This window comes from Candidatus Nanopelagicus hibericus (genome assembly GCF_002288005.1).
GTDB lineage: Bacteria > Actinomycetota > Actinomycetes > Nanopelagicales > Nanopelagicaceae > Nanopelagicus > Nanopelagicus hibericus.
In genome coordinates, this window is the sequence record NZ_CP016771.1 from 401,491 (window position 1) to 427,849 (window position 26,359).

General features: G+C 43.3%; 28 protein-coding genes. 24 read left to right on the forward strand and 4 right to left on the reverse strand.

Features of this window, described 5'->3' with window-relative positions; genetic code table 11:
* Positions 1–714, forward strand: coding sequence for an SDR family NAD(P)-dependent oxidoreductase (locus B1s21160_RS02165; protein ID WP_095672237.1), 714 nt, complete (start codon positions 1–3; stop codon positions 712–714).
* A gap of 1 nt (position 715) precedes the next feature.
* On the opposite strand, the gene B1s21160_RS02170 is transcribed toward B1s21160_RS02165, so the two are convergent.
* The gene (locus tag B1s21160_RS02170; protein ID WP_095672238.1) at positions 716–1,438 is read right to left on the reverse strand and encodes a type 1 glutamine amidotransferase; all 723 of its coding nucleotides are present in this window, start codon (positions 1,436–1,438) and stop codon (positions 716–718) included.
* A gap of 117 nt (positions 1,439–1,555) precedes the next feature.
* On the opposite strand from B1s21160_RS02170, the gene B1s21160_RS02175 reads away from it, so the two are divergent.
* The 16 genes from B1s21160_RS02175 (at position 1,556) to B1s21160_RS02250 (ending at position 16,605) form a co-directional block, all read left to right on the forward strand.
* Positions 1,556–2,806, forward strand: coding sequence for a mandelate racemase/muconate lactonizing enzyme family protein (locus tag B1s21160_RS02175; RefSeq protein ID WP_223297974.1), 1,251 nt, complete (start codon positions 1,556–1,558; stop codon positions 2,804–2,806).
* A 12-nt stretch (positions 2,807–2,818) separates the two neighbouring features.
* Entirely contained in the window at positions 2,819–3,118 is a 300-nt protein-coding gene (locus tag B1s21160_RS02180) for a DUF805 domain-containing protein (RefSeq protein ID WP_095672239.1), read from the forward strand.
* Positions 3,119–3,351: 233 nt separating this feature from the next.
* Positions 3,352–4,371: a sugar ABC transporter substrate-binding protein gene (locus B1s21160_RS02185; RefSeq protein ID WP_095672240.1), complete on the forward strand. Its 1,020-nt coding sequence runs from the start codon at positions 3,352–3,354 to the stop codon at positions 4,369–4,371.
* An 85-nt stretch (positions 4,372–4,456) separates the two neighbouring features.
* Positions 4,457–5,227: an ATP-binding cassette domain-containing protein gene (locus B1s21160_RS02190; protein ID WP_095672241.1), complete on the forward strand. Its 771-nt coding sequence runs from the start codon at positions 4,457–4,459 to the stop codon at positions 5,225–5,227.
* 7 nt (positions 5,228–5,234) lie between these two features.
* Positions 5,235–6,239, forward strand: a complete 1,005-nt coding sequence (locus tag B1s21160_RS02195) for an ABC transporter permease (protein ID WP_095672242.1) — start codon at positions 5,235–5,237, stop codon at positions 6,237–6,239.
* Between the two features lie 16 nt (positions 6,240–6,255).
* The gene (locus B1s21160_RS02200) at positions 6,256–7,161 is read left to right on the forward strand and encodes a dihydrodipicolinate synthase family protein (RefSeq protein WP_095672243.1); all 906 of its coding nucleotides are present in this window, start codon (positions 6,256–6,258) and stop codon (positions 7,159–7,161) included.
* A gap of 6 nt (positions 7,162–7,167) precedes the next feature.
* Entirely contained in the window at positions 7,168–8,331 is a 1,164-nt protein-coding gene (gene dgoD / locus B1s21160_RS02205; RefSeq protein WP_095672244.1) for a galactonate dehydratase, read from the forward strand.
* Positions 8,332–8,346: 15 nt separating this feature from the next.
* On the forward strand, positions 8,347–9,105 hold the full coding sequence (locus tag B1s21160_RS02210; protein ID WP_095672245.1) for an SDR family NAD(P)-dependent oxidoreductase: 759 nt from the start codon (positions 8,347–8,349) through the stop codon (positions 9,103–9,105).
* A gap of 75 nt (positions 9,106–9,180) precedes the next feature.
* The gene (locus tag B1s21160_RS02215; protein ID WP_095672246.1) at positions 9,181–10,404 is read left to right on the forward strand and encodes a CaiB/BaiF CoA transferase family protein; all 1,224 of its coding nucleotides are present in this window, start codon (positions 9,181–9,183) and stop codon (positions 10,402–10,404) included.
* A 1-nt stretch (position 10,405) separates the two neighbouring features.
* The gene (locus B1s21160_RS02220) at positions 10,406–11,200 is read left to right on the forward strand and encodes an enoyl-CoA hydratase/isomerase family protein (RefSeq protein ID WP_095672247.1); all 795 of its coding nucleotides are present in this window, start codon (positions 10,406–10,408) and stop codon (positions 11,198–11,200) included.
* 2 nt (positions 11,201–11,202) lie between these two features.
* Positions 11,203–12,291 carry a glycoside hydrolase family 88 protein gene (locus B1s21160_RS02225; RefSeq protein ID WP_095672248.1) on the forward strand — a complete coding sequence of 363 codons (1,089 nt, stop codon included), beginning with the start codon at positions 11,203–11,205 and terminating at the stop codon, positions 12,289–12,291.
* Between the two features lie 6 nt (positions 12,292–12,297).
* Positions 12,298–13,014, forward strand: coding sequence for a FadR/GntR family transcriptional regulator (locus tag B1s21160_RS02230; protein WP_095672249.1), 717 nt, complete (start codon positions 12,298–12,300; stop codon positions 13,012–13,014).
* Complete coding sequence (locus tag B1s21160_RS02235) at positions 13,011–13,799, forward strand: enoyl-CoA hydratase/isomerase family protein (RefSeq protein WP_223297975.1); 789 nt, start codon at positions 13,011–13,013, stop codon at positions 13,797–13,799. Before B1s21160_RS02230 ends, B1s21160_RS02235 begins: the two co-directional genes overlap by 4 nt.
* A gap of 17 nt (positions 13,800–13,816) precedes the next feature.
* Positions 13,817–14,779, forward strand: coding sequence for an MBL fold metallo-hydrolase (locus tag B1s21160_RS02240; RefSeq protein WP_095672250.1), 963 nt, complete (start codon positions 13,817–13,819; stop codon positions 14,777–14,779).
* Positions 14,780–14,872: 93 nt separating this feature from the next.
* A complete protein-coding gene (gene denD / locus B1s21160_RS02245; protein ID WP_095672251.1) occupies positions 14,873–15,868 on the forward strand; it encodes a D-erythronate dehydrogenase in 996 nt (331 codons plus the stop codon).
* Complete coding sequence (locus B1s21160_RS02250) at positions 15,865–16,605, forward strand: SDR family oxidoreductase (RefSeq protein WP_095672252.1); 741 nt, start codon at positions 15,865–15,867, stop codon at positions 16,603–16,605. The genes denD and B1s21160_RS02250 overlap by 4 nt, the downstream gene beginning before the upstream one ends.
* Positions 16,606–16,836: 231 nt before the next feature.
* Here B1s21160_RS02250 and lexA read toward each other — a convergent pair whose 3' ends face one another.
* Positions 16,837–17,511, reverse strand: a complete 675-nt coding sequence (lexA, locus tag B1s21160_RS02255; protein WP_095672253.1) for a transcriptional repressor LexA — start codon at positions 17,509–17,511, stop codon at positions 16,837–16,839.
* A 139-nt stretch (positions 17,512–17,650) separates the two neighbouring features.
* Here lexA and B1s21160_RS02260 point away from each other — a divergent pair, with 139 nt between their 5' ends.
* Entirely contained in the window at positions 17,651–17,944 is a 294-nt protein-coding gene (locus B1s21160_RS02260) for a LysM peptidoglycan-binding domain-containing protein (protein WP_095672254.1), read from the forward strand.
* Between the two features lie 49 nt (positions 17,945–17,993).
* Here B1s21160_RS02260 and B1s21160_RS02265 read toward each other — a convergent pair whose 3' ends face one another.
* Positions 17,994–18,236 carry a PX domain-containing protein gene (locus tag B1s21160_RS02265; protein WP_095672255.1) on the reverse strand — a complete coding sequence of 81 codons (243 nt, stop codon included), beginning with the start codon at positions 18,234–18,236 and terminating at the stop codon, positions 17,994–17,996.
* Positions 18,237–18,494: 258 nt separating this feature from the next.
* Between B1s21160_RS02265 and nrdR the strand changes: the two genes are divergently transcribed.
* From nrdR to B1s21160_RS02280, 3 genes are all read left to right on the forward strand, one after another.
* Positions 18,495–18,995 carry a transcriptional regulator NrdR gene (gene nrdR, locus B1s21160_RS02270; protein WP_095672256.1) on the forward strand — a complete coding sequence of 167 codons (501 nt, stop codon included), beginning with the start codon at positions 18,495–18,497 and terminating at the stop codon, positions 18,993–18,995.
* A 124-nt stretch (positions 18,996–19,119) separates the two neighbouring features.
* On the forward strand, positions 19,120–21,909 hold the full coding sequence (locus tag B1s21160_RS02275; RefSeq protein WP_095672257.1) for a vitamin B12-dependent ribonucleotide reductase: 2,790 nt from the start codon (positions 19,120–19,122) through the stop codon (positions 21,907–21,909).
* A 70-nt stretch (positions 21,910–21,979) separates the two neighbouring features.
* Positions 21,980–24,004, forward strand: coding sequence for an ATP-dependent DNA helicase (locus tag B1s21160_RS02280; protein WP_095672258.1), 2,025 nt, complete (start codon positions 21,980–21,982; stop codon positions 24,002–24,004).
* Here B1s21160_RS02280 and B1s21160_RS02285 read toward each other — a convergent pair whose 3' ends face one another.
* The gene (locus tag B1s21160_RS02285; RefSeq protein WP_095672259.1) at positions 24,005–24,460 is read right to left on the reverse strand and encodes an NUDIX hydrolase; all 456 of its coding nucleotides are present in this window, start codon (positions 24,458–24,460) and stop codon (positions 24,005–24,007) included.
* A gap of 85 nt (positions 24,461–24,545) precedes the next feature.
* Here B1s21160_RS02285 and B1s21160_RS02290 point away from each other — a divergent pair, with 85 nt between their 5' ends.
* From B1s21160_RS02290 to B1s21160_RS02300, 3 genes are read left to right on the forward strand one after another with little or no spacing between them, the layout of a single operon-like run.
* A complete protein-coding gene (locus B1s21160_RS02290; RefSeq protein WP_095672890.1) occupies positions 24,546–25,070 on the forward strand; it encodes a hypothetical protein in 525 nt (174 codons plus the stop codon).
* Positions 25,071–25,087: 17 nt separating this feature from the next.
* Positions 25,088–25,762 (forward strand): hypothetical protein, encoded by a 675-nt coding sequence (locus B1s21160_RS06490; protein WP_261340889.1) that lies wholly within the window; start codon positions 25,088–25,090, stop codon positions 25,760–25,762.
* Positions 25,763–25,777: 15 nt separating this feature from the next.
* A complete protein-coding gene (locus B1s21160_RS02300; RefSeq protein ID WP_223297976.1) occupies positions 25,778–26,335 on the forward strand; it encodes a DUF4192 family protein in 558 nt (185 codons plus the stop codon).
* Positions 26,336–26,359 lie beyond the last annotated feature (24 nt).

The window sequence follows — 26,359 nt, forward strand, 5'->3', positions numbered from 1 at the left end:
ATGAAAACTGTAGTAATCACTGGCGCAGCAGGTGGCATGGGTAGTGCAACTGCGACCTTATTTAAATCCAAGGGTTATCAAGTGTTGGCGACTGATCGCGAAGAGATCAAAGGCGTTGATTTTCAAGTAGTAGGTGATGTTGCCAATGAGGCGACCTGGCAGAAAATATCAACTGTGATTGAACAAAACAGCCTTGAGGTATCGAGCTTAATAAATATCGCTGGTAGGAATTACTTTGACCTAATTGATGATGCCAAAAAAAGTGAGTGGCTTAATATGTTTGAGGTTAATGTGGTGGCGATGGTGATTGGTATAAAACATTTAGTGCCTTATCTACGAAAAGCACCGGGAGCTGCTATTGTAAATATGAGTTCAATCTCTGCCCAGATTGGCACCAGTGGCTACGCAGCATATGTGGCAACCAAAGGCGCAGTTGACTCACTGACTAAGGCATTAGCACTTGAGTTAGCACCGCAGATTCGCATAAATGCGGTAGCACCAGGTTGGATTGAGACCCCATTTACCGTTGCTGGTTTAAACCTAAGTCCAGATCCAGTTGCTTACCGAAAAGAGGCTGAGCAGATGCATGCGCTTAACCGTGTAGGAACACCACAAGAGATTGCAAATGTAATCTACTTTTTAGCAAGTGAGGAGTCATCCTTTTTAACTGGCTCAATTGTGGTGGCAGATGGTGGTTACTTAATTAAGAATTAACTTAGACCTTTTCAATCGGTGCGGTTGCAACTCTGCGCAAGTAAGTATCTACCAATTCAAATGCTCGTCGATCAGACTCCAGTTTTTGATCCGCAGTTTGCGTGCGAAGTTGGGCGACATCAACACCTTCTGCTTCAACCTCGGCGCAACCACCCTCCATGGCAAGCCACGCCTCTAAAACTTGTGGGTCAATCTCAGGATGAAACTGCACACCAAGTGTTCGCCCCATTACAAATGCTTGGCTGGCAATCTCAGTTCTGGCAATCTCAGTTGCACCCTTTGGCAGTGTCCAGCGATCCCAGTGGTATTCAAACCAGGGACCAGTGGGAATAAAAGTTTTATCATCAGATTCAATCTCATACCAACCCAGCTCTGCCTTGGCAGATCTAGCCACTGAGCCACCTAATGCTCTGGCCATTAATTGGCCACCAAAACAAATACCAAAGATTGGTATCCCATCATTGTGTGCTTGTTTTAATGCTGCTAACTCTGGCAGTAACCAGTTGCCAATTCGATCATCCTCATAAGCACCCCAAGGTGCTCCCATCGGAATAATTACATCGTACTGATTAAAGTTTGGCAGGTTTACCTCAACATTTGGGGTGGCAAATTTATCCTCCGGCACAATACAAAATCTTTCAATCTCATACCCAAATTTTTCAAAGGCACGCCAAATAGGACCACCAAGTGAGACATGATCATGTTCTATGAATAGAGCGCGCATTTGGAGAACTTTACGGTAGATATCTAATTAAAATCTGAAGTTTGGTGTTAGATAGAGCGCAGTACAGCAGTCAACTTACCCAGAATCACCTCATCATCTGCGGGGATTGGTGTGTAATTGAGCGGCCCTACAGTTATTGAATCCTTTGATAGATTATCGCTCGGAGCTGGGTTTGATTGTGGGGCCAAAATGAAGGTTGATTCAGTAGATCTCTTTTATCTACGAATGCCGGTAGTTGAGGATATTGGCGATGGCAGCCAAGACTCCTTGCTATGTCGAGTAGTCGCAAACGGTCATGTTGGCTGGGGTGAGGCTGTCTGTTCACCTACTGTAGGAATTGCTGCCTGGATTACTCCCATGTCTCATAGTGGTTGCCATCCAGTAATTGATTCAGTGCTGGGAATGGAATTAAATGATCCTGCCGATATTGCAAATATCTATAATCAGGTAAGAAAGAATTCTTTTTACGGATTGCTGCAAAGTGATTTATTGATCTCTGGTATTGAAATTGCTTTATGGGATTGTCTGGGAAGGTCTTTGCAAGCTCCGATTTGGCAATTGTTGGGATATAAGAAATCTGAGCCAAAACTTCCATACGCCTCCGTGTTATTTGGTGATACACCTGAGCAGACAAAGCAAAAAGCAGTTGATATAAAAAATTCTGGCTTCCAGGCAATTAAATTTGGCTGGGGTCCATTTGGCACTTCTACAGTTGCAGCGGATGAGGCACATATATACGCTGCTAGAGAGGGGATAGGTAGCGAAGCGAAGTTAATGATTGATGCTGGGACAGTTTTCAAAGAGAGTGTGGATCAAGCCGCAAAGAGATTACCTGCCTTAAAACAAGCGCAGGTATTGTGGTATGAAGAACCGTTTGATGGTTATGCCATTTCAAGTTACGGTCAATTAGCAAAGTGTGAACCCAAAGTCTCATTAGCGGGTGGTGAAGGGGCACATAATCCTTATCAAGCAAAGCAATTGATTGATTATGGTTTAGTTGATTTTATTCAAATTGATGCTGGATATGTTGGTGGAATTGGCAATGCATACAAAGTTGCACAATACGCCAGCTCCAAAGGAATTAAGTATGTAAATCACACCTTCACATCACAATCCGCACTTTCATCCTCACTCCAAGCCTATGCAGGAGTTGCCCAATCTGACATTTCAGAGTATCCAATGGAGCCAAAATCTCTCTGCCAGGAACTTACTCTTAATAAAGTAGAGATAGATAGCCAGGGTATGATCAAAGCACCAGAGAAACCTGGTACAGGTATAGAAATAAATATTGATGCGGTCAAGAAATACTTGGTGGATGTTGAACTTAAAGTTAACGGAAAACCACTGTATCTGACTCCGAGAATATAATAAGGAATTAGTATGAGTGAGAGTACAAATCCAATCTTTTTAGCAAGTAGAGATGGCTTGAATCGGTACGCAGATTTTTCAGGGAAATCAACGAGATCTCAATACTGGTATTTTGTGCTAGCCACCAATGTGGCAGTTTTTATTGGAGCGTTACTAGGTGGTGAACTGGTGGGTAATGTTTTATCTGTTTTCTTTATTGTCCCCACGATTGCAGCTGCGGTTCGAAGGCTGCATGATGTGGGTAAAAGTGGTTGGTTTTTTCTAGTTCCAATTTATAATATTATTTTGCTCTGCACAGTTTCTAAAATGTAAGAGAGCTTAATGAGTTCTATTTGGCCGATATCGGGCGTTCTTGGGGTAGTCAGATCTCACCCAACCAGTGAAAAGGACTTTATTAGTCATCTAAAATGGCACTATTCATAACAACTTAAACCCTCTGTTATCAAATCGTAATATTTCTCACGCTAGGCAACTCTCTAGATAATCACCCGTCCCACCCCTACTATTGCGCTAGATCGAGGTTCGATCAAATCCAAGGAGGAAGAATGTCAATCAATAAAGCTAAAGTTAGTTTTGTTGCTCTCGCACTTGCAGCATCATCTTTTGTTGCAATTACAAGCGCTACAACAGCTAACGCAGCTCCTACTGGTCAATGGTGTAAGGGCGTAAAGATCGCCGCATTCCCTGGGGGACCACAAGGTGGAGTATTTGCAAACAACGTGTACAACGGTTATGTCCAAGCAGCAAAAGATCTTGGTCCAACTGTGAAGTACTACTTCTCAGATTGGGATCCTGCAAAAATGGTAACTCAATGGAAGGAAGCGATTGCAACTAAGCCTAACGGCATTGCGATGTACGGCTTCATGGGACCTGAGGCAGCAAAGCCACTAGTTGAAGAGTCCTTCAAAAAGGGCATTATTGTTACAACCTTAAATACATCCCTAGTTGATCTACAAGCTCAGTACAGTACAAAAGGCTTTGGTTATGTTGGTGCTGTTAACTACAAAGCTGGTGTAGATCTAGCGAAAGAAATGGTGAAGCGCGGCAATCTAAAAGCTGGCGATTCTGCATTCGTATGGGGACTTAAAGGTCAAGGTGGAGATCGTGGTCAACGCACAGTTGGCGTAATTGACGGTTTCGAATCTTCAAAATTGAAGGTTATCTACCAAGAAATTGATCAAGCAACAAACACAACCCCTGCTGCTGGTGGTCCAACATTTGCTGGAATTATGGCAAAGAACCCTGGCGTAAAAGCAGTTGTCACTGATCATGGTGGTTTGACCTCTACTGCTGCAACTTATATGAAGGCTGCAAACTTGGCTGCTGGTTCAGTCTACTTCGGTGGATTTGATGTATCTCCAGCTACAACTGCTGCTATTGAGAGTGGTTACTTGAATCTTGTAATTGATCAGCAACCATTCCTACAAGGTTACCTACCAATACTTCAGATCTGCTTAACCAAGAAATTTGGCTTTTCAGGTCTTGATGTAAATACCGCTGGTGGATTTGTTGACAAGGCAAATGTCAAGACTGTTGCTCCACTTGCAAAGGTAGAAATCCGCTAAATTCTTAGCTGATCGTTAGTAAAGTACTGGTTGGGAATATATTTTCCAACCAGTACTCTTAATTTAATAACTTTGGAAGGGTGATATGGCCAAACAAGATCCAGTAATCCAACTTAAGAATGTTTCAAAAACTTTTGGAGAGGTTCGCTCACTTTCTAGTGTTAACCTTGAGATTTATCCGGGTGAGATTGTTGGACTCCTCGGCGACAATGGAGCAGGCAAATCGACTTTAGTTAAGACAATCATGGGCTTCCATCAACCAGATGAGGGTGGAGAGATCTGGTTTAAGGGCGAGAAAATTACCGAATGGAATGTGGCTAAAGCTCGGCAACTGGGAATTGAAACTATCTATCAAGAGCGAGCACTTTGTGAACTTCAACCAATTTGGCGAAATATGTTTATGGGTAGAGAGATTAAAAATCGATTTGGCAAGCTCGATGTAAATGCAATGAAAAGTGAAGCTGCAAAATTGATGAGCGAGCACATGGGATTCACTTCAACGGCGGTCCACCCTGACAATGCAGTACTAACGATGTCCGGGGGTGAAAAGCAAGGGGTAGCCATCACCCGAGCTTTGTATTTTGATGCCGAGTTAGTTATTTTAGATGAGCCAACAGTTGGATTATCACTCTCTGAAACGAAAAAAACTTTGGAATTTATTCAAAACATCAAGAAATCTGGTAGGTCAGCAATTTTTATTGATCACAATATTTTCCATATCTATCCTGCAGTTGATCGAATGATCGTGTTAGATCGTGGCAAAGTTGCTGGTAACTACAAAAAGAGTGAGATAACAATGGATGAGCTTATCGAAAGCATGTACAGAGTTGCCCGAACCGGAAATATGAAGGAGTAGTCAAATAATGGATAAAAAATCAGATGCAAAAGTAAAGGGTAATGCTGCAAGGCCTCCCTCATTTTGGCGCAAATTCGGCATGCAGTTTGGAATCTGGGGTGTTGGGATTGCTATGTGGCTCATCTTTGTATTTACAGCCTCAGAAGCATTCACCTCCAAAGATATTTACTTAGCATTTGCATCAAGTACGCCGCTATTTGCCCTTATGGCGATTCCACTTACTTTAATAGTGATAACAGGCGAGATTGATCTCTCTTTTCCTTCCATTATGGCCTTGGCAACGGCAACATTCGTAAAATTATATAGTGGAACGGGCAATATTTGGCTCGCTTTGGCTGCGGCAATGCTAGTTGGAACCTTGGCCGGATACTTTAATGGTTGGTTAGTGACATTCTTTATGATTCCATCATTGGTAATTACGATAGGAACAGGTTTCTTATTTAGAGGCATTGAATTAGCTTGGATGAATGGCTCTGGTTTTGGATTAACTGATGAAAAACTATTACCTGTAAGTAAGATATTAGTTGGACGCTCCTTTTTCGGAATTGCTAATCAGTTTTGGTGGACAATAGCTGCAACCCTGGTGCTGTGGTTTATTTTAAATCGAACCAAATTTGGAGCTCATGTGTTTTTAACTGGTGATAACAAAGTCTCAGCGCAGTTAATGGGTGTGGATGTCGGCCAAGTTAAGCGCAGATCTTTTGCAATCATGGGTTTCTTTGCAGCCTTTGCAGGATTAGTGGCATCTTTTGAAGTTAACTACTTTTGGCCAACTCTGGGTGACGGCTTGTTAATGAACTCAATAGCATCTGTCTTTCTGGGAGGAACATCTGTCTTCGGTGGAATCGGAACAGTCACCGGAACTTTTGTGGGCTCATTCATTATCGGTGCAATTAATGCTGGAATTGTTGCCTCTGGAATTAACGCTTTCTATACTCAGGTATTTTTTGGCTTAGTAATTATTATTTCGGTAATTATGCAGGCTGTAATTTCGAAAAGAATTAAGCGCTAGCCATAAAGGATATTGGGTGAACATCAACGGAGTTTGCCCTGTACTTGCCGTACCATTCACTAAAAATGGTGATGTAGATTATGCAAGTTTTAAGAGCTTAGTTGACTGGATAATTTCACTTGGCACTAAGTCTGTACTGTTTTTTGGAGTTGCAAGTGAAAATATTAAGCTCTCTGATGAAGAAAGATATGAATTATTAGAACTCCTGCTAACTCAACGTGCTGGTTCTGACCTTAAAGTGATAGCCAGTGTTGCGGATCATTCAGCTGATCTTGCTATTCGACGGGCTCAGGATTACCAAAATATGGGTGTGGATTTTATAAATATATTGCCACCTACTTTTTTTAATCCCACTGCGAAACAAATAAATCACCATATTGCAACAATTCTCGCAAATGTACGGATACCAGTAATTGTTCAGCATCTTCCCCAAGGTGGCGGGGTAGAAGATGTTGCGGAGCTTGTTAGCTTGAGTAAAACATTCGAACATTTAAAAATGATTAAATGTGAGGCAAATCCACCGGAGCAATCAATAAAACGGGTGCATCAACTAAGCAATAACAAAGTTGAGACTTTAATTGGCTGGGGCGGCATCCATTGGGCAGCAGGGGCTAGGGCTGGCGCCCGCGGTATTCAACCAGGCTGCAGTTTGACCGACCTTTATTTATGGGCTGAGGAATCATTATTAAGTGGTGATCAAGGTGAGTTTGAAAATAGGCTGAGTAAGTTTCTGCCAATAATCGCCGAATGGATTAATACGGTCGAAGAGTTGGTAGCTGCAGAGAAGTATGTACTTGCTAAGCGAGAATTAATTGAAAGCCCTTATTGCAGAGCGCCGACTGTGGAGCTGAGTGAGAAAGTGAAAGCGCAGGCTGAACAGCTGATTGATTTAGCGGAGAGTATTTCAAAAGCGAGGATATGAGCCATCATGAAAATAACTAAAATCACCACCCTGGTAGTTAATGCGAAAATGCGTAATTGGGTAGTTGTGCAAGTATTTACAGATGTTCCAGGACTGGTGGGAATTGGTGAAGCTACGGTTGAGTATCAAGCACGTGCTGTTGTCGGAGCGGTAGAAGATTTAGCACCACTAATTGTGGGCCGCGATCCTAGAGATATCGAGCGAAATTGGCAGATCTTGTACCGACATCCATTTTTTAAAGGCGGCGTAACCATGATGTCAGCTTTAAGTGGAATTGATCAAGCACTTTGGGATATATCCGCGAAAGATTTGAATGTTCCGCTCTGGCGTTTATTAGGAGGATTAGCAAGAGATCGAATAAGAATGTATGACCATCTGGGCGGCGGCAGCTCTGATGCAGTTTATAACTCAGATACTGTTGCCTCGTTTGCCGAAAAAATGCAGCAGAGTATTAAAGATGGATTTACGGCGGTAAAAATTCTTGCCGTCCCACAAACTGCCCCCCTTGGCGAATCTGCCAAGTTGCAGCACGCCCATGATCTGATGGCATCGGCCAGGAGTGCTGCTGGTCCTGATGTAGATATCATGATTGATTTCCATGGCCGAACAACTGCTGCAATGGCGATTAAATACGGTGAGGTTTTGCAACCTTTTAATCCATTATTTTTAGAAGAGGTAGTACCACCTGATCAAATTGAAGCATTGAAGGTGGCAAGAGCAGGTATTAAAGTTCCATTAGCTGCCGGTGAGCGTTGGCTACATCGCAGTGAATTTTTGCCTTACCTACAGGCTGGCTTAATAGATGTTGCCCAGCCTGATGTCTGTCACGCAGGGGGAGTAAGTGAGATTAGGAAAATTTCCGCATTATGTGAAACTTTTGGAGTAGCAATGGCGCCACATAACCCACTTGGGCCAATTGCCACAATGGTTAATATTCACCTCGGGCTCACCACACCAAATTTCTTAATTCAAGAGGTCATGAGATCAGATGTTCCTTGGCGGAATGAAGTTTTCCATGGCGTGCCAGAGATAAAAAATGGGTATATCTACGCCCCTGAAAAACCTGGTATCGGTGTGGAGATAAATGAAAAAGAAGCACAGAAGCATCCATTCGCCGGCGGGCAACCAGTTCAATGGTTTCACGCTGATGGATCAGTTGCTGACTGGTAAACCAAAGGGAGAAAAATGAAGCTAGTAAATGAGCATGTATTTGTAACTGGCGGGGCAAATGGTATTGGTGCAGCAATAGTTTTGGATGCAGCGCAAAATGGTGCCAAAGTTTCTTTCTGCGATCTTGCAGTGGATGCGGGTAAGAAGTATGAGAAAGAGTTAACTGAAAAGGGATTCAATGTCTTTTTTCACCAGGGCGATGTAGCAAATTTTGATAATCTAAAGATTGCCTTTGATGCAATGGTTGCAAAATTTGGTCCGGTAACTGGCGTAGTAAATAATGCTGGCGTAAACTCAAATGCAGATCCAGTTGAGATGACAAATGATCAGTGGAATAGATTTTTTGATGTGGATCTAAAGAGTGTTTGGCACACGGCAAAGTTAGCTTTGCCAGAGATGCGAAAAGCTAAAAAAGGTGCGATTGTAAATATCGCATCAATCCATGCCCGGATGAGCTTTCCTAAATTCTTTCCATATGCAGCGGCTAAGTCTGGTGTAATTGGATTAACCCGAAATCTTGCCTTAGATGAGGGCATTAATAACATTCGCACAAATGCAGTTTCACCGGGCTACACATTGACCCCATTGCTTGAGTCATGGTTTCAAACACAACCTGCTAAGCGAGCAGAGTCCATGGCGGTACAACCATTGGGACGAATGGCTCAGACCTCTGAGATTGCAAAGGTTGTTACATTCTTGCTCTCTAGTGATGCCTCATTTGTAAATGGTGCTGACTGGATAGTTGATGGTGGTTTGCACGCTCGATTTGCCTAAGTCTTAAGACTGCTACAGGTAAATTTGGGCACAATTTACCTTGACAACTCATTCTTCATACGAAAGTATCATTGTATGGAAGCAACAAAATCAGATAAAAAGGGAGCGCTCTCAGAGCTTCGCGTAATTGATGCAACCCAGATGCTGGCGGGTCCAATCGCGGGAACGCGACTGGGAGATCTGGGTGCTGATGTCATAAAGGTTGAACCTCCGGCAAGTGGTGAATTTAATCGAACCCGTGGCTTTGAAGACCAACAGAGCAATGGCGAGATGACCACTTTTTTGGCGGTAAATCGAAATAAGCGCTCGCTAGCGGTAGATTTGAAAAGTATTGGTGGCAAGGAAGTTATTTATGAGTTGGTAAAAAAATCTGATGTTTTTTTGCAAAATTTTAGATTTGGAACTGCAGATCGCTTAGGTATTGGATATGAAGATCTAAAAAAAATAAATCCGGGAATCATCTACTGCTCTATCTCAGGGTATGGATCATTTGGTCCCTATCGTGATCGTCCAGGACAAGATTTAGTAGTGCAAGGTTATAGCGGCTCAATGTTTAGTGTTGGTGCAGCAGGTGATGATCCAACCCCAAGTGCGCTTTGGGGAGCAGATGTAATGACTGGGTATCAAGCTGTAATTGGGGTTTTGGCTGCAATCGAATCCAGACACCATACTGGAGTGGGTCAACATGTTGAGGTAGATATGTTGTCAGTAGTTATGGATTGCCAATTACAAGAATTAGTTACATTTTTAAATGCTGGACCAATGCCTCGGCGGTTAGAGGAGAGATCTGCCCATGGCTCAATTCCAGCCCCGTACGGTGTATATAAAACTAAAGATGGTTGGCTAACTCTTGCAATGGTGCCACTTCCAATTTTAGGGGAGATATTAAATGATGATTGGCTAAAGACTTTAACCTCATACAATGATGGCCATAAGTTTCGAAATGAAGTTTACAAGAAAATTCGAAAGAGATTTACGGACAAAACAACCCAAGAGTGGATTGATATTTGTGATGCAGCTGGAGCATGGTGTGGACCGGTATATAACTATGAAGATTTAGTTAATGATGTTCATATTAAAGAGACAAATTACATTGTGGAGCAGCCACAGTTTTATGGCGGTAGTGCTAAAACTGTTAGACCCCCGATAAGAATGAATCAAACTCCACCCTCCATTCGCCGTGGTGCGCCAGCACTGGGAGAACACACTCAGGAGATTCTTAGTAATTTATTGGAAATGAATGCAGAGAAAATAACCCAACTAATCTCCTCAGGCGCTGTCTCTGGGGTTAAGGAGTAAAATGAGTACCCAATTAACTGGCTCAGTTGATTTAGAGATTCATGGAAATGTTGCCCACTTAATCTTAAACCGACCCGAAAAAATCAATGCCATGACTGTAAAAATGGATGAAGAAATGAACTCCTATATTTATCAATTAAACAATAATTTAGATATTAGAGCAGTTGTCTTGTACGGTAAAGGTGAGAAAGGATTTTGCGCAGGTAGCGACTTAACAGATTTAGGTGACTATGGCAGTAATTGGGAGTATCGAAATCGATTTGATCGTAATTTAGATTATGCGCGAGCTATTTGGTTGATTAAAAAACCAGTGGTTGCGGCATTACATGGTTGGGTAGTTGGTGGCGGCTTGGAGATGGCTTGTGCCTCTGATGTAAGAGTCGGCTCACCAGACACAAAGTTTCAGGCCGGTGAAATTAGGTGGGGCTGGCATGGCGGCTCTGGGCAAACGCAATTATTGGTGCATACCGTGGGACCGGGAAATGCAAATTTACTTTTGCTGCATGGTGAAAAAGTAGAGGCAGAAGCTGCTCTTCGAATGGGATTGATTCAAGAAATTGTTGCTAAAGAGCAGGTATTTGACCGAGCAATTGAAATTGCACAATCCATTGCTGACAAAGCACCTATTGCAGCTCAAATGACAAAGCATATGGTGCGAATGGCGCAAAGTATTCCATTAGAGGTTGGCTTGCTTTACGAGAACGATTCCTTTTCATACTGCATGACCACCGAGGACGCCGCTGAAGGTCAACGAGCGTTCGCTGAAAAGCGTAAACCAAATTTTAAAGGTCGCTAAATATGAGTGATGTTGTTGTTGCCACCAGTAAGGTAGAAAGATTACAGTTACTGGAAAAAGTTGGCGCAAGTTTGTTAAAAATGCCCTACCAGTCTTGGAATTTTGGTGACTCAACCGGGTTTGAAGGAATTTTAGTAGTTGGTAAATTACTTAAGGATCCAAAGTATTTTTCTTTTGCAGAAGGATGGTTTAAGGCATGGGCTAGTAGGCCAGAGCCATTCCGTAGGCTTGATTGCACCGCCCCTGGCGTAGCGATGATCGAAGTTGCGCAGGAAAAAGACTGCAAGGAGATTTTCAACGCATTAGAACTATTAGCAAATTATTTAACATCTCGAAGCAAAGATCGTGGAATTTTTGATACCTGGCAATCGCTATGTTTAATTCCACCTTATGGCGGAGAGGAGTTGCCGAAATTTGAAGCGGATCTTTTAGCTAATCCTCCTGGTGGCACCTGTATTGACTGCCTGCATTTTGATCCACCATTTTTTACTGGGCTTGGCAAAGCCATAGGTAATCCTAAGTACATTGAAATTGGAGTGGAGCAAGCAATCGGTTATATCGATGCATTGCAATTACCTAGCGGAATTTTTGATCACTTCTTTTTAAATGGCGTTCCGGGAACTTGGGGACAGGGTTGGGGTCGCGGACAAGGCTGGGCATTACTTGGAATGATGGACGTGTTACACCAAATTCCTAAATCCAATAATAATTACAATAAAATTAAGCAGGCTGCTGAAAAATTAATTTATGCCATGATCAAGTTGCAGCGCCCAGATGGTCGTTGGTGGTGTGTAGTTGATAGTGAACGATCTGGTGAAGAGGGATCAACTGCTGGATTTATGGCCGCAGGATTTGCTCGCGCAATTAAATTGGGAATTGTTGAAGAATCTGTGGTGAAGCCTGCCATGATTAAAGCCTTAAATGGTGTCATAGCCGATGCAAATAATGCAGGCGAATTACAAAATGTGACTGCTGCGGTTATGGCATCAACTCGAAAGTCTCATTATGAATTCACTCCTCGTGGCTTTTCAGTACCGTGGGGTCAAGGCCCACTGGCACTTGCTATTTATGACACATTTGAGTTGGTGTAGGGGTAGATGAAAACAAAAATGGCTCGAAATTTGCCAACCCAAATTGTCAATGAGCTAGGTAGTAAAATTGTTCATGGTGAGATTCAACCAGGAACAATACTTACTTCAGATATGCTCGAAGCAAAATATTTAGTAAGTAGAACTGTGATCCGAGAAGCGTTGCGGGTGCTACATGATAAGGGACTCACGAAAGCAAGAACTAAAACTGGAACTATTGTTCTAGAACGGACTGAATGGAATTTACTTGATTTGGATGTCTTAAATTGGCTCCAAGCTTCAGGCCTAAGCTCTGAGTTAATAACTGATTTAGAGGAACTCAGATCTACTTATGAACCAGGAGTGGTCAGAATTGCTGCCAAACGTCGGGGCACCAAAGATATTACACATCTTAAGGTCGCACTCAAGAAAATGACTGATGCTTTTTATGAGCAAGGTTCAACCTCACCATTAATTGGTGAAGCAGATATGGAATTTCATGAAGCCCTTCAAACCGCAACTCAAAATGATCTAGTAAAGAAAATGGGTAGATTACTGCTGCCCTTGTTGAAAATCCGAGGCGATTTGGTCGGACATGCGGTAGCCGAGGCTGATTTTTTGGTTCAACATCAAGCTATTTTAGATGCAGTAATTGATGAAGATCCTGATGCAGCGGAAGCCGCGATGAAAGTGCTTCTTGAAACCGCTGCACGTGCATCCTCCACGGTAAGAAAGAGAAAATTGTGATCAGCCTTCCTAATTTTCCCGATGAATTGTTATTTACAGAAAATGATGGCGTTGCCTCAATTACTTTAAACCGAGAAAACAAATTGAACACCATGACGCCAGATATGGGTAGAGCACTGCTCGATTTAGTGCCATATATAAATGCAAATAATGAAATCAGAGTTGTCATTTTAACTGGTAGCGGTGAAAAATCTTTCTCTGCAGGGAGCGACGTAAAAGTCTTGGATCAGTATGGCTCTAACTGGCAGTTACGCAATCGAGTTGATTATGCAAGAGGAATATGGGCAATTAAAAAACCAGTTATTGCTAAAATTCGCGGTTACTGTATTGGTGGGGGATTAGAGATGGCACTAATGAGTGATATTCGCTACGCCGCCGATACTGCTCAGTTTGGAGCGGGTGAAATCAAATTAGGCTGGCATGGAGGCGCGGGAAATACCCAATTGTTACCAAGGATTTTGTCTACTGGGAAAGCGTTGGAGATGTTGCTTACGGGTGATCTCATTTCAGCATCAGAAGCTAAAGAGTATGGTTTAGTTGAAAAAGTCTTACCTAGTGCACAGCTAGATCTTTCGGTAGAGAATTTAGCCAGAAGAATTGCAGATAACGCACCTATTGCAGCTCAATTGGCCAAGCACCTGGTGCGAGTCTCTCAATCAACTGCAGTGGATATTGGCTTGCAGTATGAAAATGATACGTTTGCTTACTGTTTTACAACGCAGGATAGTACCGAGGGCAGAAAAGCATTTGTAGAAAAGCGTAAGCCAGTCTTTAGGGGTCAATAAATGAGAAACTGTTCAAAATGCAAATAAGCACAGGGTTACATCGGATTGAGTGCCCCATTGGACCTAGGTATGTTGCAATTTATGCAATTGTTGGAAAGAAGCACACATTATTGATTGATACAGGCTTTGATGAATCAATACGAACCACAGTTGCCTCCTATTTCAAAGAGAATAAATTATCGCTTGATTCTGTGCGGTATGTGATTAATACTCACTCGGATTACGATCATACTGGCGGCAATAAGGCAGTGCGGGAATTAATGCCAAATGCTTTAATTTGTGCGGGCGAGCGAGATCGAGCCATGATTGAGAGCTTAAATAGTATGTTTTACGATCGCTATAACGAATTTGAAAAAGACCATGGCTTTGCAGAATCTATGGAAGCTAAAGATTTTATGATGAGTGTTGCTTTTGAGAGTAATGTAGATATTGGTTTTGCTGGAAATGAGAGAATTGATCTTGGTGGTAGGTATGTAGAGATTCTCCATACACCAGGGCATTCCTGGGGACACATATCTGTACTTGATGAGAGTAGTAAAGCAGTGATAATTGGTGATGCGGTTTTGGGGAATAGTGTTTTATTAGCTGATGGTCAGCCGGCTTTTCCGCCTACTTACAGGTTTGTCGAGGCGTATCGATCCACGATTAGATTACTGAAAGGATATAACCCAAGTGAGATATTGACTTCGCACTATCCTCGATATTCCGGACAGGCAGCCATTGATTTCTTAGATTTGTCGTTGAATTACACCGACTTAATTGAACAAATTTGTTTAGAGACTATAGCGAAATCTGCAAAACCAATTACCATGATGGAGCTAATTGAGTTAACTCATCTACGGATGGGGCCGTGGGATAACCCAGCCTATAAATATTTGGCGTATCCGGTATTAGGCCACCTAGAAGTGCTTGAATCTTACAAAAAAATCAAAAGTTCTAAGAATGGGAATGGGCTTACTCAATATCAACTAATAAAATAGGTGTTAGTTCAGTAAAAAAAGTATTAAATCAAAATTAATTTAAATTTTTTTCTAGATATAGTAATTTTTCAGATTAATACCTATTATTGAGTGATGAAGGTATTAATTGTGGGTGGCGGTGGCATGTTGGGCCGAAAACTTATCGCACATATTTCTAGAAATAGCAGTATAGGAAAAAATAAAATCAAAAGCATTACTACGGTTGATGCATACAACGGCAATCTTGATGTAGATACTAATGTTCCTATAGATGCGGTAACCGCAGATATTACAGATTTTGAAACCTGCCAAAAATTAGTAAATGATAGGCCAGACATTATCTATTATTTAGCATCAGTAGTTTCAGGTGAGGCTGAGGCAAACTTTGAAAAAGGATACAAAGTTAACCTTGAAGGAACACGAAATTTTTTTGAGGCTATTCGAGAAGTCTCTGATACTTACTCCCCAAGAGTCATTTACACCTCTTCGGCTGCTGTTTATGGAGGCCCTTACCCAGAGTTGATTGACGATGATTTCATACTGCAACCAAATACTAGCTATGGAACTCAAAAAGCGATTGGAGAGCTTTTGCTCAATGATTACAGTAGGAGAGGCTTCTTTGATGGTATCGGACTACGTTTGCCAACAATTTGCGTGCGGCCAGGAAAGCCAAATGCAGCAGCGTCAGGAGTATTTTCAAATATTATTCGGGAGCCACTGTCTGGACAGCAGGCCGCACTTACAGTTTCAAAACAAACTCGAATGGTTTTTGCTTCACCGCAATCAGCAGTTGGATTTTTACTCCATGCCGGGCAAATCGATACTAATCTGCTAGGCAGCAGGCGCTGCCTTACGATGCCTGGTATTACTGCAACTATTGAAGAGGAGATTCAATCGCTACGAAGGGTTGCTGGCGAAAAAGTAGTTTCGTTGATACGTGAGGAGTTTGACCCAAATGCACAGAAGATCGTGGATTGTTGGAACTTTCCACCATTTAAAGCTACTCGGGCAAGAGAGCTAGGGTTTACTTGTGAGCAGAGTTTTGATCAATTAGTTCTTAATCACATCGAGAACGAACTCGGTGGAAAAATTATGGGGGTTAAATTATGAGTAAGTTTGCGGTTGTAACTGGCGCGAATAAAGGAATTGGTAGAGTCACAAGTATCGCCCTAGCTAGAAATGGCTGGCAAGTTGGATTACTAGGTCGCGATCTAATAGGTCTGCAGTCGGTTGCTGATGAAATTGGGGATACAGCACTTCCAGTTCATTGCGATGTAAGTGATCGGAAATCAGTATCAATGGCCTTTTCAACAATTAAAGCAAAATTTAATCGCTTAGATCTACTTTTTAATAATGCTGGTGTTGTAATTCCGGCATCACCGCTGGAAGAGGTAGCCACAGAGGATTGGAAGCGAGTGTTTGACACCAATGTTGGTGGTGTTTTTTACTGCACTCAAGAGGCTTTTTTATTAATGCAGGATCAAAAACCACAAGGTGGTCGGATCATTAATAACGGATCAATATCTGCGCATGTACCAAGGCCTAACTATGCGCCTTATACCGCCTCAAAACATGCGATTACCGGATTAACTCGCTCAACCTCGCTTGATGGTCGAAAGTACAACATCGCCTGCGGACAGATTGATATTGGAAATGCTGATACCAATATGGCTAGTGTTCAACGAGTTGGAGCACTACAAGCTAATGGTCAGGTAATGGCAGAACCAATGATTGATGCGCAGATAGTTGCTAATGCAGTTTTGCATATGGCCGCTCTTCCATTAGAGGCAAATATTCAATTTATGACGGTGATAGCGACAAAGATGCCGTATATCGGGCGTGGTTAAGCCTTAAATAATCCCAGCACTGGTGCAGGCGCAAAGAATATTTTGACAAGAGATTTGTTAGGTGTATTTACCACCAAGGGAGTTGGTATGTACTTTTAGTATTGCATGGGGGAAAAAATAATAACTTAACCGATTATTCATGACAGATCTTGAAATGAAAAAAATTTTCTCGCTGTAATCGTACTGGCGTACTTTATGGACCTAAAAAGTGAAAAAGGTGTAAGAGGTTTTCTACAGAGCGCGAAGAACCGCAGTTACTTTACCCAGAATCACCGCATCATCTGCGGGGATTGGTAGGTAATCATCATTTTCAGGTAGTAACCAGAAGTGGCCATCTTTTTTCGACCAGGTCTTTACAGTTGCTTCACCATCAATCATGGCGGCAACCACCTCACCCTTCTCAGCTGATTTTTGGGCACGGATAACTACATAATCACCATCGCAGATAGCAACATCAATCATGGAGTCACCTTTAATCTGCAACATAAATAGCTCACCTTTACCAACAATTGATTCTGGAAGCGGCATTACCTCTTCAACTACTTGCTCTGCCAAAATTGGATTACCGGCGGCGATCTTTCCTACCAATGGAATTAATCTAGTTTTATCTTGTGGGGCGGCATGGCCATCCTCACCTGGCAGGGTGATCTCAATGGCGCGGCCACGGGAGGCATCTCGCCTTATCCATCCCTTTTCTTCAAGAATTTGCAGTTGATAGGTGACGGATGCGGTGGAGGCAAGACCTGCGGCCTGGCCAATCTCACGCATAGAGGGTGGATACCCCTGGTTCTCAACTGCACGCTTAATAACTGAAAGGATCTTTAACTGCCTTGGGGTCAGCCCATTGTCATCGGCTGGGCCATCAGGCAGCTCGGAGAGCGCCTTAGAACTCGGTTTTTTAGCCATAAGTAAAGGGTAGCAGGGGTGGGTGAAAAAATCAAACATTTGTTCGATTTAAACTGGACAATGTCAGTGACCTAGTGTTTAATACTTCCATAGAACAGGTGTTCGAATCCCCTCGAGCACTGTTAGCAAGGAGAAGAGCATGAAGCGCAACCGTAGGTATAAATTAGCTAGAACCGCACTGGGCCTATCGGTACTAGTCCTGGCCGCATCAGCTGCCACCACCATCTCAACCGCAGCTGGTGATTTAGCTGTTAAGGGTGAGAGTAGATATCTACAGATGGTAGTTGCCCCAGGTGAATCGCTCTGGTCAATCGCTGCAATGTACTCCGAAGGTGGCTCAATAAATCAGGTGATCGCAGATATTGTTGAGGTCAATAAGTTAAGTGGGGCTGATCTGTCAGCTGGAATGAAATTACTGGTGCCGGCTAGGTAAGTAGACTTAAATAATCTTGCGAGCATCTATAAGCGATGCCATATTATTTTTATTTGGCGGGAAGGATTCCTGCTAATTTTTGGTAAAGATCGGTAAACTCTTCGAAACTCGCTTTAAAGGCATCAATGACCTCGCCACTAGGTTTTTGGCCTTCATTTATCTTCAAATAATCGGTGAGCGCCTGTTCAATTATTGATTGCAACTGCCGGCCTTCAGATTTAGCTAGTTTTTTAGCGCTACTTAAAACCTTTGGATCTAGTTGGGATGAGAACTTAATTTTCTCATTAGCCACAGCTTCCTCATTTCAAGAAATTTCTTGATAAATCTTGATCTAAGATTACCACAGCGATGCTTGAACAAGGAGGGTGAGATGGTGATTGGCGATAAGAATTTACCCAACACGCCGATTCAGGTGCTTTTAAACCCTCAACTATGGCTCTATGGTTCACCCAACATATAGGGGCAAAACGACTTATGGCTTCCATAAGTAGTAGTTTTCCGCTAATGTGCTCTTCCCCCGCATAGCAAGAAAGAACTGGAGAACTGCCAAATGATCTGCCCCTTCTGTCGCTTCGACGACTCAAGAGTGATTGACTCTCGTCCAACTGATGAGGGAAATCAGATCCGCCGCCGGCGCGAATGCACCAGCTGTGGCAGGCGGTTTAATACCGCAGAGACCTCCATCCTGCTAGTAATCAAAAGATCAGGAGCCACCGAACCCTTCTCAAGAGAGAAGGTAGTCAATGGTGTGCGCAAGGCATGCCAAGGTCGGCCAGTAAATGATGATGATCTAGCACTGCTTGCCCAACGAGTGGAGGAGTCCCTTCGCTTAGATGGTGTGGCAGAGGTTGAGGCCCAAGAGGTGGGAATGGCAATTCTTGCGCCACTCCGAGAACTCGATGAGGTCGCCTACCTACGATATGCCTCGGTATACCGTAGTTTTTCCTCCCTGGAAGATTTTGAAGGCGAGATCGCATTACTGCGAGCAGAGCCTTCTAGAAACCCAAAACTTTCGCAGAAACAACAAGCATTCTCCGCACCAAAAAATTAATAGATTTAAAGAAGTAAATATTCGGGGGCCCCTTAAGTAGATAGATAGCCAAGAAAAGAAGCTGATACGAAGAGAAGAAAAAGTTAACCAAAAAGATTTAACAACAAATTAAGGGGAGTAAGAAATGTCAATCGTGAATAAGCCAGCTGCGGTTAAGAGCGGTAACAAAATTGGTGGGAGCAAAGCCCTCACCATCGAACGGATCTACACCACCGCAGGTGTTCACCCATATGACACAGTTAAGTGGGAAAGACGTGATGTAGTTCAGACCAACTGGAAATCCGGTGAGGTTATCTTTGAACAAAAAGGTGTTGAGTATCCAGATTTCTGGTCGGTAAACGCCTCCACCATTGTCACCACTAAATACTTCCGTGGCGCGCTAGGGGCAGAAAATCGGGAGTGGTCACTTAAGCAGGTAATTGATCGGGTTGTACTTACCTATACAAAAGCTGGTAAAGATAATGGCTACTTTGCAACTGATGAGGATGCCTTAGTTTTTGAACATGAGTTAACCCATATGTTGATGCACCAAATATTTTCATACAACTCACCAGTTTGGTTTAACGTGGGCACAAACGCCCCACAACAGGTCTCTGCCTGCTTCATCCTCTCGGTAGATGACACGATGGAATCAATTCTTAATTGGTATAAAGAAGAGGGCTTTATCTTCAAAGGTGGCTCAGGTGCGGGTCTTAATCTTTCAAGAATTCGCTCCTCTAAAGAGCTTTTAAAATCAGGTGGAACCGCATCTGGCCCAGTTTCATTTATGCGCGGCGCCGATTCATCTGCTGGCACAATTAAATCAGGGGGAGCAACCCGACGAGCTGCCAAGATGGTGGTGCTAGATGTTGATCATCCAGATATTGAAGAGTTTATTGAGACCAAGGTTCGCGAAGAGGACAAGATCCGCGCCCTGCGGGACGCCGGCTTTGATATGGATCTAGGTGGCAAAGATATTGTTTCGGTGCAATATCAAAATGCTAATAACTCAGTGCGGGTATCGGATGCCTTTATGCGCGCCTATGAAGCGGGTGAATCATTTGGTTTAACTGCTCGTTCAACTGGTGAGGTTGTGGAATCTGTTGATGCAAAGAAATTATTTAGAAAGATGGCCGAGGCTGCTTGGGCGTGCGCGGATCCGGGCATTCAATATGACGACACCATCAATGAGTGGCACACCAACCCAGAGACTGGCCGGATCAATGCATCCAATCCATGCTCTGAGTACATGTCACTGGATAACTCATCATGTAACTTGGCATCTTTGAACTTAATGAAGTTCTTAAAAGCAGATGGTTCATTTGATGTGAAAAACTTTGTCAAGGTAACTGAGTTGGTAATTACCTCAATGGATATCTCAATTTGTTTTGCAGATTTCCCAACCCAAGCAATTGGCCAGACCACCAGAGATTTTCGCCAATTAGGAATTGGATATGCAAATCTTGGCGCATTACTTATGGCCTCAGGTTTGGCATATGACTCAGAGGGTGGCCGGGCATTAGCTGGCGCCATCACCTCAGTATTAACCGGTGTTTCATACCGTAGATCAGCTGAGTTGGCTGCAATTGTTGGGCCATATAACGGATATGCCAGAAACGCAGCGGCTCACACCAAGGTAATGCGCAAGCACCAAAATGCAACTGAGTCTGCAAAATCAGTCTCAACTTTGGATAAGGATGTTTGGGCAGAGGCAATTAAACAATGGGCAACCGGTAATTCATTGGGTGAGAAAAATGGTTGGCGAAATGCGCAAGCATCAGTCTTAGCGCCAACTGGCACCATCGGTTTAATGATGGATTGCGACACCACCGGTATTGAGCCAGATCTAGCACTGGTTAAGTTTAAGAAGATGGTGGGCGGTGGTTCAATGCAGATTGTGAACCAGACTGTGCCACTTGCGCTTAAAAAACTTGGCTACACCGATGAGACCATTGAAGCGATTGTTGAGTACATCGCTGAAAATGGAAATATTGTTGATGCCCCTGGCTTAAAAGCTGAGCACTACACCGTATTTGATTGTGCAATGGGTATTAGATCAATCTCTGCAATGGGCCATGTTCACATGATGGCTGCATGCCAGCCGTTCCTATCTGGTGCTATCTCGAAGACAGTTAATCTGCCAGCCGATGCCACCGTGGCTGAGATCGAAGAGGTTTACTACCAGGGTTGGAAGTTAGGTCTTAAAGCACTTGCGGTTTATCGTGATAATTGCAAGGTTGGACAGCCACTTTCTGATTCAAAGGGTAAAAAAGAGGAGGCAACAAGTACTGAGGTTGCTCACTCTGCAGTAAGAAAGAGATTGCCAAAATCTCGTCCAGCCCAAACCACATCATTTTCTGTAGGGGGCGCCGAAGGTTATATGACCAGTGGTGCTTACGCAGATGGCGCACTCGCTGAGGTTTTCTTAAAACTTGGCAAGCAAGGATCAACTCTTGCCGGTGTAATGGATGCCTTCTCAATTGCAGTATCAATTGGATTGCAATACGGCGTGCCACTTGAGACCTTTGTGGAGAAATTTGCTAACCAAAGGTTTGAACCAGCTGGTATGACAGATGATGCTGATATCAGAATGGCGCAATCAGTTATGGATTACATCTTCCGCAGGTTAGCTCTTGATTATCTACCATTTGAATCACGATCATCCCTTGGTATTTACTCCGCCACAGAGCGCGCTCGCGCCCTAGAAAGTGGTGAGTACTCAGCTGATCAAAAAACTGAGAGCAAAAAACAGGATGTAAAGATTGAGAAGGCGCCAGTTGATAACTCAACTGTTGGCTCATCAATGGAGCTTTTCGAGAAGATGGCTGGAGTCAAATCAGATGCACCACTTTGTATGACATGTGGTGTGAAGATGAGAATGGCTGGCTCCTGCTTTGTCTGCGAAGGATGTGGCAACACCTCAGGTTGTTCCTGATAAGTAATTAAATTAAAGGGCTCGCAGGTAATACTGCGGGCCCTTTGTATTTATCAAATAATCTGCCCTAGTGAGTGAGTATTCAAAAAAGGTTAGATCAGCATTAGATGCCGCAGTTACTGCAATTGGCGGACAGCCTCGATCTGGCCAAATTGAGATGGCAGAGGCGGTAGCCAATGCACTAACTGATCGGCATCATCTTTTAGTACAAGCTGGAACTGGCACTGGAAAGTCCCTTGCTTACTTAGTACCAGCGCTAGTGCATGGCAAAAAAGTATTGGTAGCAACTGCCACCTTGGCATTGCAGCGGCAATTAGTAGAGCGAGATCTACCAAAGATAAAAGCTGCACTTGATAAAGAGTTAAACCGAGACATTTCCTTTGCGATCTATAAAGGAGTGGGTAATTACATCTGCTTGCAAAAAATGAACAACTCACCAAATGATCCAGAGGCGCAAGCAGTTTTTGAGGTCTCAACTCTTGAAGCAGATGCAAAAAGATTAAGAGCGTGGGCGCAATCGGCAAATGCAACTGGAGATCGAGATGATGCCCCAGAGGTTGACCGGCGAGTATGGGCAGCTAACTCAGTTTCAGGAAGAGAGTGCATGGGGGCGGATGAGTGTCCATCTGGATCTAAATGTTTTGCAGCGCTAGCAAAAGCCAAGGCGCAAACAGCAGATATTGTGGTTACCAACCACACCTTGCTTGCAATTGAGATTGTAGATTCACATCCGATCTTGCCTGAGCGAGATGCAATTGTTTTGGATGAAGCGCATGAGTTTATGGATCGCACGACGCAGGCGGTGACGGAGGAGATAACTGCAGCTAGAGTTTTGCGTGCTGCCAATATGGCAAGAAAACATATGCCAGGAAAAGCAGGTGATGCTCTTTTTAAAGCAAGTGAGAAGTTTGCAAAAGCAATTGGTGATTACGCAGATGATTTAAAAGCTGATCCAACAAAGGCTGGCAGGTTGGATAAGTTGCCGGCGGTATTAGAGGCACCACTTCGGGCAGTCAAAGAGGGAGTATCTGCAGTTACTGCGCTCATTTCAGCAGATAGTGAGATTATTGATCCAAACTCCATGGCAGAACGAGCACGGGTAAAGGGTGCGCTAAATGAGATAAGCCAAACCGCTACAAAGTTATTAAAACCAGGACATACCCATGTGCTTTGGTTTGAACCAACTTACTCAACTTTGTATTTAGCGCCATTGGCAGTGTCTGATGTATTACGTGGGAATTTGCTTACACAAACACCTGTGATTGCAACTAGTGCGACTTTAACAGTTGGTAAATCATTTGATGCGATTGCAAAAAATATTGGTTTTGTAATTGGTGGTAAAAATGATGAGGAAAATGAAGAGGATGAGAGTGAGGATGATGACAAAGGCATAATGGATCCAGCAAATCTGCAGATCCTAGATGTTGGCTCACCCTTTGATTTTGCTAATCAAGGAATGCTTTACCTACCAAAGGATTTACCAGAGCCAGGCAGAGATGGGCCATCAAAGGAGGCGCTAACTGAGTTAGGTGAGTTAATCCAGGCAGCAGGTGGGCGCACCCTGGCTTTGTTTTCATCTTGGCGGGGAGTTGAAGCAGCTGATGAACATTTAAGAAATGTCTTAGCTGAATTAAAGATTCCAATAATTACCCAACGACGTGGCGACTCAGTTGGTCCGTTGGTAGAAAAGTTTGCAAAGGATGATCGATCTATTTTGCTTGGCACTATTTCATTGTGGCAGGGAATTGATGTGCCAGGGCCAGCTTGCACATTAGTTGTGATTGATCGTATTCCATTTCCACGTCCTGATGAACCTGTGCTTTCAGCCAGAGCTGCTGAGGCAGATGCAGCAGGTGGTTCTGGTTTTATGCAGATCTCGCTACCAAGGGCTGCCTTACTTCTTGCCCAAGGAACTGGCAGATTAATTAGATCCTTAGATGATCGGGGAGTGGTGGCGATATTAGACTCTCGAATTGTTAACAAAAGATATGGCTCAATTCTTTTAAACTCCATGCCACCATTTTGGCGAAGCAGTGATGGCGCAGTGATTAAAGAGGCACTTCGTAGATTAGATGCGCAGTATTTAAAGAAATAATTAAAGAGATTTTAACTTGGTCAGCAATTGTGGCCAGGTATTTGCAAAACTAGGGTGTAGATTCTTATTTTCCACCTGATCAAATGCCACCCAAGCCACCTCTTTGGACTCATCATTTGCTTCATGGGCAACTAATTCAGGGTGTGCCTTGGCAATCACTGTGTGATAAGCCCAAACACCATGATCATCGGTGAAGATCTCACCCGGTGTTAAATCCTTTTCAAAAATACCAATCTCTTCATGCCCCTCTCGGATCGCAGCCTCAACTGGGCTCTCATGAGAGTCTCTTGCACCACCTGGAATACCCCAGGTATCACCATTGTGCACCCATGGTGCTCGGTGTTGCATAAGAATTGTTTTATCCCTTACTAACAGTAATCCTGCTGCGCCATGTAAACCCCAATGCTTGCCACCACAATTACATTGGATCCAACCATCGCCATCACGGTGCGCCATAACCGAAGTTTTACACACAAATTAGTAATGCACAGCCAGCAGATTTTTCAAGCGAGGGATTACGGTAAATACCTAGATTATCCCCATGTTTAATCGAAAGAAGCTGATGGCAATTTTATTGTTGCCAATCTTATTAAGTGGCTGCGCTAAAGCGGAAGGGGCGCTGGCACCAAAAAGTAATGAGATCAGCGAGCAGGGGTTTGAAGCAGTTGATGATCCAATTGATAAACAGTTGCTGCCAGAGGTTGATCCCGCATCCCTTGATCCGATAATCAATTATGTCGATGGTTTAAACCTGGCCTTGACCGGTGAGTTTATTTATCTGCGCTCCACCGCACTGCCCACCTGTGGCTGCCTAAAGATTGCTAAGCGGCTGGAGAATCTATTTAAGAGCGCCACTTTAATTGGTGGCCACTACCAATTAACCAGTATCAACCTAGAAAAAGATGGCTTGAATCAAAAAAGTTTTAAGGTAGTAATTAATCGAAGTGATATCAAAAAAATTGATAAGTACAGCCGGCAATCCATCCTGTGGAGTGCCTCCACCATTAGTAATTTATTTATTGTGCAACGAGTCGGTGAGGAGTGGTTATTAAGCGATACCAAGTAGGGGTAATACTCATTTTATTGCTGCAAAGCCCTATCGCCTATGCAAGTGATGAGTGTGTAGATAAAACCTGTGTAGATGTCTTTACCGAGGATAATCAGCTAATTATTACCGCCCAGAAAAACGGTCAGAAGCCAACTGCTAAGCCAAAACCAACTGTGAAACCAAAGGCAGTTGCAAAACCAGTAGTAAAGCCAACTCTAAAACCAACCTTTAAGCCAACCTTTACGCCCAAGCCAATTAAAAAAATAGCGGCGCCAAAAGCTAAAATAGCTAGCGCCTCATTATCTGATCGATTGATAAAGCTGTTGCCGGTTGGTGATATTAATTTTCAACCTGAAAAGGATGCTTTAGTAAACATGCCGGTCTATTTTTGGACCCAAACTCCCCAGCGATTTAATGCGGTGGTGCCGATTTTAGATCTCATTGTTTATGTCAATTTATACTCAACCTTTGTTTGGTCCTTCGGTGATGGCGGATTTATCACCACCACCAACCAGGGGGCGGCATTTCCATTGGGCTCAATTACGCACACTTATAAAAACAATGATCAGTATCAGGTTGGGCTGAAGGTAATTTGGCGGGGAACATGGAGTGTTAATGGGGTTACTACACCAATAAGTGGTGATGGGATTACGCAAAGTATTACTAGGGGATTATCGGTAGTAGATGCGGTTGGAAGATTTACTAAGTAATCCACAATTTTACTAGTGGGTGAGAAATTACCACCACTACTTTGGCAATCTACCGCTATGACAAATAACCTATTACTTGAAGATCAATTATCAAAGATAACTGCAATAAATTATGAGGGTGATGAGGTATTAAAGCAGCAACGGCTAGGAGCGGTTGCTGTTAATGAGTTGGTTGCCAGGTTTACTACTACACCAGAGAAAATAGATGATGAGTTGGTAGCAGTTGTGTTGGTGCGGCTTAAAGATTTACAGGTCCGTGATTACGCAATGGGATTAACAAATAATGAAAATATTGACCAGCTCTTTAATCTTTGGCACTGGCTAATTGGTGTGGCGCCAATTGGCCACATTGCCCCGGTTGCCTGCATCTTTGCCGCTTGTGCTTATGAATCAGGCGAAGCAGATTTAGCAAACAAGGCGTTAGATAAAGCTTTTATTGATGAGGCTAATTACCCACTTGCGATCTTGCTGCGGCGGGTCTTTTTTGCCAACTGGCCAGCGGAGCATTTTGCTGCGATGCGGGCGCAACTTCACCCTAAGATTTGCGCCCAACTTTTTGGTAGTAGTATTTAATAACTAAACGGCGCTGTTTAGTAG